The organism is Paenibacillus sp. 01L418, from assembly GCF_056400045.1.
Genome location: NZ_JBFTSN010000003.1, coordinates 57,613 through 69,988, shown reverse-complemented (window position 1 = coordinate 69,988; position 12,376 = coordinate 57,613). Strand labels below are relative to the sequence as shown.

Sequence of the window (12,376 nt, the reverse complement as noted above, 5' to 3'; positions counted from 1 at the left end):
GCAGTATACAAGCGGAGTGTAATTGCAGCGCAGGTAAGAGCATAGTTTCTTGCCATCCAGCGTCCATGCTCAGCCTTATTCCGGTGGACGATAATGCTTTTTAACGCGCGATAAAGGGAATACAGCCATAAAATAGATAAGGTGCCGAAGCCAACCTTTGCGATCAGCCCGCCGTTTGCGTAAAAAGCGAGATACAGGCCAGTGATGCCGCCAATTCCAATCATTGCAGCATAAATATAGCCGATCGTGCGGTGTGCTTTTGGCGAGCGATGCCGAAACCGCTTGATGAATTGAAACCAGCCGATTGCAATCGCTATTCCAGCAGAAACGGCATGGCCCCATAAAACGCTGTACCATAGGTCAGGCATGCTTCCTTTTTCTGTGACAAAGCCCTGCTCCTTAATGCCGTCAAGTGATCCGTACAAAAGCAAGGCGTAGGCCCCAACCGCTAACGCCAAAAAAGCCAATATTCCAAGTGACCACGAACGACCGGCACTTCCTCGTACACGCATCAGTTTACCTCCGAATTTCATCGTTATTTACTGTTAATGAAAATGTATCATTTAAGCTTATTCCGCCTCAAGCGGCTGGCGACGGAGCTACGACTACGTCTTAAGTCTAATAGGTCGATCCGCAGATAAAGACCCAATTGCCTCAATTCCGACGGAGATCATGTTAACTTATAAATAGATTTTTAGATTTTTATCTTAAATTTTAATTTGGCGGTATTTGAGTTATTATAGTGTTTGTCTGATTTTATGAAGTTAAAGTATATTAAGATTCTCCATCAACAAAAACTGTGTGTTGCGTGTGGTGGTTATGTACCTATAAGGGTGAATTAGACAAGAGGAGGAATATAGCAATGACTATCTTAAATTTAACGGACAACACCTACGATAAGTTGGTTTCTGAACAGGATGCCGTCTTGGTGGAATTTTGGGCGGAATGGTGTACGCTCTGTAAACAAATGAAGCCGATTCTAGAGGAAATCGACCTAGCTTATGCAGGAAAAGTAACGGTGGCCATGGTGGATGCAGCGACGGAAACGAAAGTGACAGAGCAAATGGGAGTCATGAGTTTACCAGCTTTGTTTATTTACAAAAAGGGTGAGCTAGTCGGGAAAGTAACAGGATTTGTACCGAAAGAAACGTTAACGGGCGCTATCAATCAACTCATCCCATAGTGGATTTAAATCAAATCAAGTTACTGCTGATCTAAAGTCAGCAGTTTTTTTATGGAAATAGTTGTTGACAATATAGGGTAGGGGGGTATACTATACGAATGTAAATCAAATCAAGGAGGAATACGATATGTCAGGAAATTCAAATGCTATGGCTAATGTGAATCCGCTAAGATGGAAGGCATTGTTCTTGCTATGCTTGGCTCAGTTCATCGTTATCATGGATACATCTATCATCGGGGTTGCTCTTCCAGCTGTTAAAGAAGCACTTGGTTACTCGCAAAACAACCTGCAATGGGTATTTAATGCGTATGTCATTTTCTTTGGGGGATTATTGCTGCTAGGAGGCCGACTTTCCGATCTATTCGGTCAACGCAAGATGTTTATGCTTGGGTTTATAATCTTGTCACTTGCTTCGCTGTTAGCCGGATTAGCTTGGTCCCAGGAGTCGATGAATATTGGCCGCGCCATTCAGGGATTTGGATCTGCGCTAATCGCTCCAGCTGCATTGACCATCATCATGCAACTTTTTGTCGCTAACCCTAAGGAGTTAAACAAAGCTTTCGGCTTCTGGGGAGCATCCGCAGCAGCAGGCGGAACCGCCGGGGTTTTCCTTGGAGGAGTCATCACGGAATGGCTCAGTTGGAATTGGACATTCCTGATCAACATCCCCGTTGGCTTGTTCGCTATTTTGTACAGTCTGTATGTCCTTCCAAAAGGAACAAAAAGCAAGGGCAGCATCGATATCTTAGGATCACTGACGGTCACAGCTGCGTTGGTGCTGGCGGTATATGCGATCGTCACTTCGGAGCATAACGGATGGGGGGCGCAAACATTTGGTCTATTGGCCATTGCTGCTGTACTGTTCATTCTGTTTCTGATCGTGCAAGCGAAGAAAAAAGACCCGCTCGTACCTCTACGGATATTTAGAGCTCCAAATCTACTTGCGAGCAATATCATTTTGGCAACTCTTTCAGGTGCTTGGATTCCGCTTTGGTTTTTCTTAAATCTGTATCTTCAACAGGTTTTGAACTATTCGGCATTCATGGGCGGGGTTGCTCTGGTGCCGATGACGATCCTCATCATGATCTTGATGGTCGCAGTCATGGGAAGGCTTGTCGGCAAGTTCGGCATCAAAGGAAATCTCGTCATTGGCATGCTTATATTAGCAGGATCACTGTTGCTGTTCGCTGGGAATACGCCAGAGGATGGAAACTTCGTTACCAACGTACTATGGGCTTCTCTACTCGGGGCACTTGGCATGTCAATGGCTTATATCCCGGCAACGATTTCCTCCTTGTCAGGGGCAAGACCGGAAGAATCCGGTTTGGCGTCGGGCTTATCCAATATGAGCTATCAGATTGGTTCAGCCATTGGATTAGCTGTCATGGTTGCTGTATCTTCTTCCTGGACAAAAGGGGAGCTGGATAAAGGGATCGATCAAATTGCAGCATTAAATACGGGTTTTCACTCCGCATTCGTTGGAGCAGCTATCATAGCTATCGTGGGTGCGCTTATCGCGTTGATTTTTATTCGTAAAGGGAAAACGCCAGAGAATTGAAAATGAGATAGCATAATAATCAGTCGTGTTATTCACGGCTGATTTGCTGCTTTATCAGAACTTTGCATCGGATAGGGTTAGGGGGTATAATAGGGCTTAAGGGGAGGGGATAAGCCATGGAAAATGAATTAACGGTTGCATCCGCTGGACATGAAAATCATCACCACCATCAACATAGCCATCACTCCGAGAAGACCAAGATAAACCTGACCAGTCGCCTGAACCGAATTGAAGGGCAAATTCGAGGGATCAAAGGGTTAATCGAAAAAGATACGTACTGCGATGACGTGCTCAATCAGATCGCGTCGGTTCAATCGGCTCTAAACGGCGTCGGAAAATTACTTCTCGAGAACCATATGAAAAGCTGTGTCGTTGAAAAAATTCAATCGGGTGAACATGGAGTCATTGAWGAGTTGTTGACGACAATAAATAAACTAATGAAATGATAATCGGAGCAAATGTGCTTGTGTACATTTGCTTTTAAATTTTATTCATCAACTTCGCTTGACAAATATAGGGTACGGGGGTATTCTATACTTATCGTTACCATTAATTACAAAGGTTGTGTTGGAGCTTGACTCTTCGTATATTAGCCTTAGCATCTCCACTCTCATAAGGTGCGGAAGAAGTGGGTTTGCCATTCGAACTTTGGCTGGATGAAGCGTTCACCGGCTTGGAACTGTCGATTCTAATAAAATCGGATATGCAGGCTGCACCCTTGGAGCAAGTGACCCGTTTGCGAAAGGAAAGTGTGACTAAGCTTGTCGGTTGAATCAACTTCAAGGAAGTCATCAATAATTTATTATTTTGTCGTTAATATACTATAGGGGAGTATTGTATATTAACAAAACAAGTGAGACGGAGGAATTAATAATGAAAAACGTTATGTTAAATGTAGAAGGAATGACTTGTGGCAGTTGTGTTCGTAGGATTGAAGGTGCAGTCGAAACTCTCGGTGCCAAAGCGACTGTTGATCGAGCCGCAGGCCTGGTTGAATTGGTGTATGACGACAGTGAAGTCTCATTGGATGCCATTGTCGAAACGATTGAGAAACAGGGTTACGATGTCGTGAAATAAAAAAGTCACATAGTTAAGATGGTAATACGACAGAAGAATAGGTGATGATCATGAGCAGTTCTAATCAAGCAGTATCTAATCAACAAGCCACACTACAGATCACTGGCATGACTTGCGCAGCATGTGCGAGCCGTATAGAGAAAGGCCTGAATAAGCTGGAAGGCGTTGCACAAGCAAACGTGAACTTCGCCATGGAGCAAGCATCCGTCAACTTTGACCCTACTCAAGTGAACATGTCCCAATTGGAGCAGAAAATTCAAGCCCTGGGATACGGTACGGTGAAGGAGTCCATTGACTTCGATATTGTAGGCATGACCTGCGCAGCATGCGCCACGCGCATCGAGAAGGGCCTTAACAAAATGAGCGGCGTAAAAGCGACGGTAAACTTAGCTTTGGAGACGGCGCATGTGGAATTTATTCCATCCATGACAAGTGCTGCAGATATGATCAAGAAAGTTGAACAGATCGGCTATAAAGCTAAACCAAAGAGCGAGYAGACGAATGAAAGCGATCATAAGAAAAAAGAAGTCCGCAGCCTGCAGATCCGGTTGATTGTATCAGCTATTCTCTCTTTGCCGCTTCTCTGGGCAATGGTTGGGCATTTCTCCTTTACGTCATGGATATGGGTGCCTGAGATTTTCATGAATCCATGGTTCCAATTGATATTGGCTACCCCGGTACAATTCATTATTGGCAGCCGTTTCTATGTCGGAGCCTATAAGGCGCTGCGCAATGGCAGTGCGAATATGGATGTATTGGTAGCGCTCGGCACATCTGCCGCCTACTTCTATAGTGTTTACTTAACCATCGAATCAATAAATGCATCCGCACATCATCAGGTTGAGATGTATTATGRGACGAGTGCCGTGCTGATTACGTTAATCTTGCTGGGTAAATTATTTGAAACGCTGGCGAAAGGCCGATCTTCCGAAGCGATTAAAGCATTGATGGGTTTACAAGCCAAGTCGGCTATCGTCATACGGGATGGTCAGGAAGTTAGTATTCCAATAGAAGAGGTAGTAACTGGAGATGTATTCCTAGTTAAACCCGGCGAGAAAGTGCCAGTCGATGGTGTAGTGCTTGAAGGGTTATCGGCAGTTGATGAATCGATGTTAACCGGTGAAAGTATCCCGGTAGATAAGCAGACAGGAGATCAAGTCATTGGAGCAACGCTGAACAAAAATGGCGTGCTTAAAGTTAGAGCGACTAAAGTCGGAAAAGAAACGGCGCTTTCCCAAATCATCAAAGTCGTAGAGGAAGCGCAAGGCTCGAAAGCGCCGATTCAAAGGGTGGCTGACGTGATCTCTGGAATATTCGTCCCGATCGTTGTAGGGATCGCGATCGTCACTTTCTTGATCTGGTACTTCGCTGTTGATGCAGGCAATTTCGCAGAGGCGTTGGAGAAGGCAATTGCCGTTCTGGTTATAGCATGCCCGTGTGCGCTAGGTCTTGCTACGCCAACATCGATCATGGCTGGTTCGGGTCGATCCGCTGAACTCGGTATTTTGTTCAAAGGCGGCGAGCATTTAGAATCCACGCATCGCATTAACACCATTATATTGGATAAAACGGGAACGGTAACGAAAGGCAAGCCGGAATTGACGGATGTACGGATTGAGCAAGGCTATAATCGGGAACAGCTCTTGTCCTGGATTGCTGCAGCGGAGAAGAATTCGGAGCATCCGCTTGCGGAAGCGATCGTGGCTGGCATTCAAGAGCAAGGTATTTCTCTCCCATCGACCGAATCCTTTCAAGCGATACCTGGGTTTGGCATTGAAGCTACAGTTCAAGGGAACGAATTGCTAATAGGAACCCGAAAGTTATTGGCGAAAGCTAACGTGAACGCGGAGTCCGCTTTTGAGGAAATGAGCCGACTGGAGTCGGTTGGAAAAACAGCGATGCTGGTTGCGGTTAACGGGAAGTACGCTGGTATGGTAGCCGTAGCGGACACGATTAAAGAAACTTCGAAGCAGGCAGTTGCCAGATTAAAGCAGCTCGGTTTGGAAGTCGTGATGATGACAGGCGACAATGAACGTACGGCGAAAGCCATTGCGAGCCAAGTTGGAATCGACCATGTGCTGGCGGAAGTGCTGCCCGATGGCAAAGCCAACGAGGTCAAGCGATTGCAAGAAAGCGGTAAGAAGGTCGCAATGGTTGGAGATGGAATTAACGATGCGCCGGCATTGGCAATTGCGGATATCGGGATGGCTATCGGAACGGGAACCGATGTGGCCATGGAGGCTGCGGATGTTACTTTAATGCGCGGTGACTTGAACAGTATTCCGGACGCGATCTCGATGAGTAAGAAAACGATGGTAAACATTAAGCAAAACTTGTTCTGGGCGCTTGCTTATAATGTCATCGGCATCCCGATTGCAGCGCTTGGATTCCTTGCACCATGGCTCGCCGGAGCAGCTATGGCTTTAAGCTCCGTCTCCGTTGTACTGAATGCGCTGCGTCTACAAAGGGCAAAAGTTTAAAGTTATTCAGATCATGGAGGCTAAAATGAAACGAATTTATTTGATCGGATTGCTAGCTGTACTCGTTCTTGTTGCTGCTTGCGGAAAACAAAATAAACAAGAAACAGATAATCATGGTGCTCATGGCGGGAATTCTCAAGTGGCATCACCCGCTGCATCCAGTGCCGGAGAGCACGGAGCTCACGGAGAAGAACATTCTGGTGAGACGAAGAAGCTTGAGACGAATGCTGAATGGAAATGGTCTGAAGAAACGCCGAAATCTGGAGAGAACACCGTAATAACCGTACAAATTCAAGATACGGACGGAAAGGCCATCGAGGCATTTGATATTAATCACGAGAAGAAGCTTCATCTCATCGCAGTCAGCAAAGATTTATCTTACTTTGACCACATCCATCCGGAGTACAAAGGGAATGGGCAATTCGAAATCACGACATCGTTCCCTTCCGGTGGAGATTACAAGTTATTCGCCGACTATATTCCTACCGGCGGATCAGCCACAACGAAGTCCGAATGGATCAAGGTAGAAGGGCTAGCCGCTGAACAAGTTCCGATTAAACCATCGGATGAACATTTCGTGATTGTGGACGGGGTAGAAATCACACTCGAAAACAATCATCCGGAAGCCGGCAAAGAAATGGAGTTGAACTTCAAACTTTCGGATGCGAAGTCCAAAGATCCGATAACGGATTTAGAGCCTTACCTAGGCGCAGTTGGGCACGTTGTGATTCTAAGCGAAGATACAGAGCAGTATTTGCATGTACACCCGATGGAGGAAAAAGCGAAAGGCCCGGAGGCGAAATTCATGACGATTTTCCCGAGTGCTGGTGTATATAAGATTTGGGGGCAATTTCAACGAAACGGTAAAACGTTTATCAGCCCTTTTGTAGTTGAAGTGAAATAAACGAATCTTAAGTCCGCGTAAAATCGCGGGCTTTTTTTTAGTTATTGGACAATGTTCCTGTCATCTGACACAAATAGGCTATGGTATAGTAAGGAAATAGATTGAAAATATAAAATGACTTTACATAGATAGGATAGGTGGGACGGCTTGAAACAACGCATATTGCTCGTAGAAGACGATCGATCGATTAGCGAAATGGTAGAGGCTTATTTGACGTTGGAAGGCTTCCATATCGTACATGCGGCAGATGGTGAAGAAGCACTGCGGTTATTTTCTCAGGAAACGTATGATTTAATATTGCTGGATGTCATGCTGCCTAAGCTGAATGGCATTGATTTTTTGAAGAAGATTAGGGAGCATAGTCTGCTTCCAGTCCTCATTTTATCTGCTAAGGATGGCGATGTGGACAAAGCTTTAGGATTAGGATTCGGAGCGGATGACTATCTGGCCAAACCGTTCTCTATGATCGAACTGCTCGCAAGAGTAAAAGCTGCGATTCGCAGAGCAACGCTATACTCAGGTGTTCGGAATCAGGAAGCCTCGAACGTACTTCGTGTTCATGAACTTACAATCGATACGGATAATATTGATGTAAGTAAACGGGGCAAGTCGATTAAGCTTACTTCAAAGGAATGGCAGATCATAAAGCTTCTAACGATGAACCCAACCAAAGTGTTTACGAAGGAGCAAATTTACAGATCGGTATGGAATGATGATTACTTTGGAGACGAGAACGTTATAAACGTTCATATCAGCCGTTTGAGAGAGAAGATCGAAGACGATCCATCATCGCCGCAATATATAAAGACGTTATGGGGCATCGGATATAAGCTGGGAGAATTTTAATATGGTTTATAGTTTAGTAGGTATCATTGTCATACTCGCCATTTTAAATGTCATTCAGTATCAAATGAAGCGCGCTAGAAGCTCCGACTTACGGTATATTGCAAACCAAATCAGCAGACAGCTAGAGCAGCAATCTTCGGAAACGCTGCTTCTCATGACAGATGATCGCGAATTGAAACTTCTGCTGGTCGAGTTAAACCGCCTCTTCACAGATAATCAAAATAAGCTGGCGCAGTTTACTAAAACGAATCATTCCATGAGGAAAATGCTTGCTAACTTCTCGCATGATCTAAAAACACCGCTAACCGTCGTGCTCGGCTATGCCGAGATGATACAAGGCACCCGCGAGATGGCATCTGAAGAAAGAGAACGTCTTCTGCGGCTGATTCATGGAAAAACGCTGGAGATCATTAAGCTGATGAACGGTTTTTTCGATCTAGCTAGATTAGAAGCGGGTGACAACGACATCACGCTATCGCGAATACATATGAACGAGCTATGCAAAAAAAGCATTTTGTCCTTTTACGATTTGGTGCAGGCAAGCGGCTATGAAGCAGATATTCAAATTCCAGAAGAAGCGATCTATGCTTTAGGAAACGAGGAAGCGCTGGAGCGGGTGCTCAGCAATTTATTGTCCAATGCCATTCGTTACGGCAGCGATGGGAAGAGAATTGGGCTTGCTATGAGCGTTGACGATTCGTATGTTAGGATTGACGTTTCGGATTGCGGCAAAGGGATTAGCGCTCGAAATCAAGAGCTTGTTTTTGAAAGGATGTTTACGCTGGAGGAGTCTAGAAACAAGGCTTTCCAGGGAAGTGGATTGGGCTTAACGATTACGAAAAGACTCGTGGAGGAAATGAATGGCGAGATTACATTGCATAGCATCCCGTTTGAGAAAACGACGTTCACGGTTAAGCTCAAACGCATGACCTATTAGCAACTTAAGATTTTTGTTAGAAATAAGCAACAAATAAGATAAGGGTGTTCGATAAACTGAGAACTAGTTACAACATGGAAAGAAGGAGAGAACGAGTGGATTATATTTTGAGAACGAGCGGCCTGACGAAAGCATTTGAGGGCAAAGAAGTCGTAAGCAATGTAAGCATGAGCGTGCGGAAGGGCGAAATATACGGCTTCCTTGGCCCAAATGGCGCAGGGAAAACGACCGTTATGAAAATGCTCACGAATTTGATTAAGCCGACTGCGGGGCAAATCGAATTGTTTAATGAGCCGCTTAGGCCTAACACGTATGATGTATTTAAAAGAATGGGAAGCATCATTGAAATGCCGGTTTTTTATGACAAGCTGACTGCCAAACAAAACCTGCAGCTGCATAACGAGTACATGGGCTGCCATGATGACAAGGTTATCGGAGAGGTGCTCGGCATGGTTGCCCTGCGAAACGTGGATGATAAAGCGGTCAAAAACTTCTCGCTCGGGATGAAGCAAAGACTGGCGATCGCTAGAGCGATTATGAACAGACCTGAATTGCTCATATTGGACGAGCCGATTAATGGGCTTGATCCTGCCGGCATTAAAGAAATTCGTAATCTGCTTCAAATGCTAAGTACAGATTATGGAGTTACTATTCTCATATCGAGCCATTTGCTCAGTGAAATAGAGCAAATGGCCAATACGATTGGCGTGATCAGCGGCGGCAGGCTCATTAAACAGGTGTCGATGGCAGATGTAAGGGGCCAGAACTCAGAATATATCGAGCTCATAACGCCGGATCGGACAAAGGCGTGCGCTGTGCTAGCCAACGAGCTCCAGCTCACTAATTTTAAAATTATCAATGACAATATGATTCGCATCTTTGAATCGGGAGCGATGCAGACGACGATTTCAAAGTCGCTTGCACTAAATGATGTGAATATCGAGTCGCTGAACAAGAAGTACACTTCTTTGGAGCAGTATTTCCTCGATTTGATTCAAGGGGACGAGGTGAAGCATTCGTGATTAAACTTATGAAGCTGGAAATAGCGAAAATGGGATTAGGCTGGTATGTGAAGGCAGCGATCATAGCGAATGTCTTGATTGTTACGCTAATGTTCATGATCGGTTACTTTGAGGGTGTAGAAGTAAAAAATGAGATCGCAAATATTGGAGAGCTGTATATTATAGCTGGCGCTATGGTTAGATCGACGTTTATCGTCATGGCTGCCGTTCTAATTAGCAAGTTAATCATTGATGAGTATAAGAAAAAAACAATTCTAGTTATGTTTATGTACCCGGTTAGTCGCAAAAAGCTGTTTGCTTCCAAGCTGGCGATTGTAGCTATCCTTACTTTTGTTGCAATCGTCATCTCGCATATTTTCACATTGTCCATGCTTATTGGCATAAATCATTTTTTTCATATTATAGAGGAAGCGCCTGTACCGATGGATTATGCTGCGCAGCTAGCAAGCATCGTAAGTTTTGCTTTTGCAGCAGCAGGAGCAAGTTTAGTGCCGCTTTATTTCGGCATGCGCAAGCATTCGGTGCCTGCAACTATTCTCTCTTCACTCCTAATCGTCATGCTGACGAGTTCGAGCAATCCTGTCTTCTCACTGGCAACCATCATTTACATTCCGCTTGCTTTAGCAGTATTTGGCGTAGCGATCGCCTGGTCAACGGTTCGGCATATCGAGAATAGGGATGTTTTGTAACACCAAAATCTATTAATTATCATAGAATATTTGAGGGTGAATAAACTAGAATCGAGATTGGTGGTGGATGACGGCAATACGATTTTGGCAAAAACAGAAATCACAATGGCTACGGGTAAGCAAAAGGGGACCACATCGATGTGATCCCCTTTTGCTTGTAAAGCTTAATACTTACGCGTCTTCCCATTTCTGTTTGAAGAACAGCTGATATACCTTGGTAACAACGATTTTCAGCATCATATATACCGGTATAATAATGATTACGCCTATGATTCCAAAAGCGTCACTGCCCACCAGCACCAATAGAATAGTTGTGATAGGGTGAATATCGAGCTGTTTTCCGAAAATATAAGGTGAAATAATATTATCCTGTATTTGTTGTGAGAGTAGAATGACCACTAATGACCAAATCGCAACAGTTGGCGATTCAATTAAACCAATAATGACGATCGGTACAGCAGACAGTATGGCACCTATAAAAGGAATAAAATTCATAATAACAGCAACGACAGTCAATAAAAGAGCATAAGGCAAACCGATGATAAGGAAGCCGATATACATCAGAACACCGAGCGCCAGATTTACAACAACTCTCCCCACAATGAATCCGCTTAGAGCCGTATCAATCTCCTRCATCGTTTTTTCACCTTCAGCATGGTACCTCTTAGGCATGAAGCTGACGATTTTCTGGCCGAATTTATCCCCTTCCTTCAACATGTAAAAAAGAAGAATAGGGAAGGTGAACAAAATGAGTGCGAAATTAGAGATAAAAGAAAACATCCCCGTTAAATAGTTAGTCAACAATGAAAATCCTTTATTCAGGTATTCGGTTATTTTTGAAAAAGGACTTACATCTTCAGGTAAAATGTCTGCTAAAAACCCGTTCTGTTCCAGATCTTGCAGCTGCTTGCCTAACGTATTGAAAAGATTAGGCGCATTATTTACTAAATTGAAAAACTGAGTGCGAAGCGAAGGAAATACGCCAACGATAAATAAACTAAACAGCACAGCAGCTGCTAAATAAATAATGAGAATGACCCAAGGTCTCTTTAATTTAGGTCGCTCCATCCAGTTTACAAGCGGGCGTAGTAGATAATAGAAAAAAGAGGCGAGCATCAACGGAATCATAACAATACTGAACAAAGAAACGAAGGGCTTGAAAATAAAATCGACAAGTGATGCTAAATAAATAATGGCAAGAACTAAAATTACAGCGAAACAAATTTTAATAAATCGGTTTAAAGAAATCAGGGCGCTCACTCCATCTGCTATGAATTGTTTTTAGTATCGAATATTATTATCGCCATTAATAAATTCGTTTAGACTAAGGGAAATCTTTTCTGTTTCTGTTTCATTTTAAAAGATTATGTACATATTATTGCATAAAAACAGTGAGGAATCTAACTCGTAAACTAATATTGAAAAATAGTTTATCAGAGTTTCGTTTGCTRAAAATTTCATAAATATTTTTAAAGTAATGATTGTAGTAATGAGTAAAACGGAGATTATATTTACAAAAAGAAAATACATATTTTATTAAATGTAATTATATAACAGTATAAACCTAACAAATAACTATCACCGAAATGTAATACATCACATTAAAGCTTGACAGCGTTTACTATAGACATTAGTATATGATCCATTAGAGTAATGAAATCCAAAAACAAGAATATATAT

The 12,376-nt window shown here is 43.5% G+C and carries 13 protein-coding genes; 11 read left to right on the top strand and 2 right to left on the bottom strand.

Annotation, left to right across the window (positions count from 1 at the left end; all coding sequences use genetic code 11):
• A partial coding sequence (locus AC1DSE_RS00975; protein WP_477527325.1) for a DUF2306 domain-containing protein occupies positions 1–512 on the bottom strand: 512 nt, incomplete at its 3' end.
• A gap of 350 nt (positions 513–862) precedes the next feature.
• Here AC1DSE_RS00975 and AC1DSE_RS00970 point away from each other — a divergent pair.
• From AC1DSE_RS00970 to AC1DSE_RS00920, 11 genes are all read left to right on the top strand, one after another.
• Positions 863–1,183, top strand: a complete 321-nt coding sequence (locus AC1DSE_RS00970) for a thioredoxin family protein (protein ID WP_441878696.1) — start codon at positions 863–865, stop codon at positions 1,181–1,183.
• A gap of 127 nt (positions 1,184–1,310) precedes the next feature.
• A complete protein-coding gene (locus tag AC1DSE_RS00965) occupies positions 1,311–2,741 on the top strand; it encodes an MFS transporter (RefSeq protein ID WP_441878694.1) in 1,431 nt (476 codons plus the stop codon).
• A gap of 116 nt (positions 2,742–2,857) precedes the next feature.
• Positions 2,858–3,187, top strand: coding sequence for a metal-sensitive transcriptional regulator (locus AC1DSE_RS00960; protein ID WP_477527324.1), 330 nt, complete (start codon positions 2,858–2,860; stop codon positions 3,185–3,187).
• 188 nt (positions 3,188–3,375) lie between these two features.
• The gene (locus tag AC1DSE_RS00955; RefSeq protein ID WP_441878692.1) at positions 3,376–3,513 is read left to right on the top strand and encodes a hypothetical protein; all 138 of its coding nucleotides are present in this window, start codon (positions 3,376–3,378) and stop codon (positions 3,511–3,513) included.
• Positions 3,514–3,614: 101 nt separating this feature from the next.
• Complete coding sequence (locus tag AC1DSE_RS00950) at positions 3,615–3,818, top strand: cation transporter (RefSeq protein WP_441878690.1); 204 nt, start codon at positions 3,615–3,617, stop codon at positions 3,816–3,818.
• Between the two features lie 50 nt (positions 3,819–3,868).
• Positions 3,869–6,298: a heavy metal translocating P-type ATPase gene (locus AC1DSE_RS00945; RefSeq protein ID WP_477527323.1), complete on the top strand. Its 2,430-nt coding sequence runs from the start codon at positions 3,869–3,871 to the stop codon at positions 6,296–6,298.
• A 25-nt stretch (positions 6,299–6,323) separates the two neighbouring features.
• A complete protein-coding gene (locus AC1DSE_RS00940; RefSeq protein ID WP_477510836.1) occupies positions 6,324–7,202 on the top strand; it encodes a hypothetical protein in 879 nt (292 codons plus the stop codon).
• 147 nt (positions 7,203–7,349) lie between these two features.
• The gene (locus AC1DSE_RS00935; RefSeq protein WP_441878684.1) at positions 7,350–8,048 is read left to right on the top strand and encodes a response regulator transcription factor; all 699 of its coding nucleotides are present in this window, start codon (positions 7,350–7,352) and stop codon (positions 8,046–8,048) included.
• 1 nt (position 8,049) lies between these two features.
• A complete protein-coding gene (locus tag AC1DSE_RS00930) occupies positions 8,050–8,985 on the top strand; it encodes a sensor histidine kinase (RefSeq protein WP_477510835.1) in 936 nt (311 codons plus the stop codon).
• 95 nt (positions 8,986–9,080) lie between these two features.
• Positions 9,081–10,007: an ATP-binding cassette domain-containing protein gene (locus AC1DSE_RS00925; protein WP_441878680.1), complete on the top strand. Its 927-nt coding sequence runs from the start codon at positions 9,081–9,083 to the stop codon at positions 10,005–10,007.
• Positions 10,004–10,696: an ABC transporter permease gene (locus AC1DSE_RS00920; protein ID WP_441878678.1), complete on the top strand. Its 693-nt coding sequence runs from the start codon at positions 10,004–10,006 to the stop codon at positions 10,694–10,696. The genes AC1DSE_RS00925 and AC1DSE_RS00920 overlap by 4 nt, the downstream gene beginning before the upstream one ends.
• Before the next feature lie 171 nt (positions 10,697–10,867).
• Here AC1DSE_RS00920 and AC1DSE_RS00915 read toward each other — a convergent pair whose 3' ends face one another.
• On the bottom strand, positions 10,868–11,947 hold the full coding sequence (locus AC1DSE_RS00915) for an AI-2E family transporter (protein ID WP_477527326.1): 1,080 nt from the start codon (positions 11,945–11,947) through the stop codon (positions 10,868–10,870).
• Between the last annotated feature and the right edge of the window lie 429 nt (positions 11,948–12,376).

Excerpts from the sequence above, each read along its gene's own strand:
- AC1DSE_RS00950 (WP_441878690.1), top strand. The coding sequence starts at position 3,615 with ATGAAAAACGTTATGTTAAATGTAGAAGGAATGACTTGTGGCAGTTGT.
- AC1DSE_RS00965 (WP_441878694.1), top strand. The coding sequence starts at position 1,311 with ATGTCAGGAAATTCAAATGCTATGGCTAATGTGAATCCGCTAAGATGG.
- AC1DSE_RS00970 (WP_441878696.1), top strand. The coding sequence starts at position 863 with ATGACTATCTTAAATTTAACGGACAACACCTACGATAAGTTGGTTTCT.
- AC1DSE_RS00930 (WP_477510835.1), top strand. The coding sequence starts at position 8,050 with ATGGTTTATAGTTTAGTAGGTATCATTGTCATACTCGCCATTTTAAAT.
- AC1DSE_RS00940 (WP_477510836.1), top strand. The coding sequence starts at position 6,324 with ATGAAACGAATTTATTTGATCGGATTGCTAGCTGTACTCGTTCTTGTT.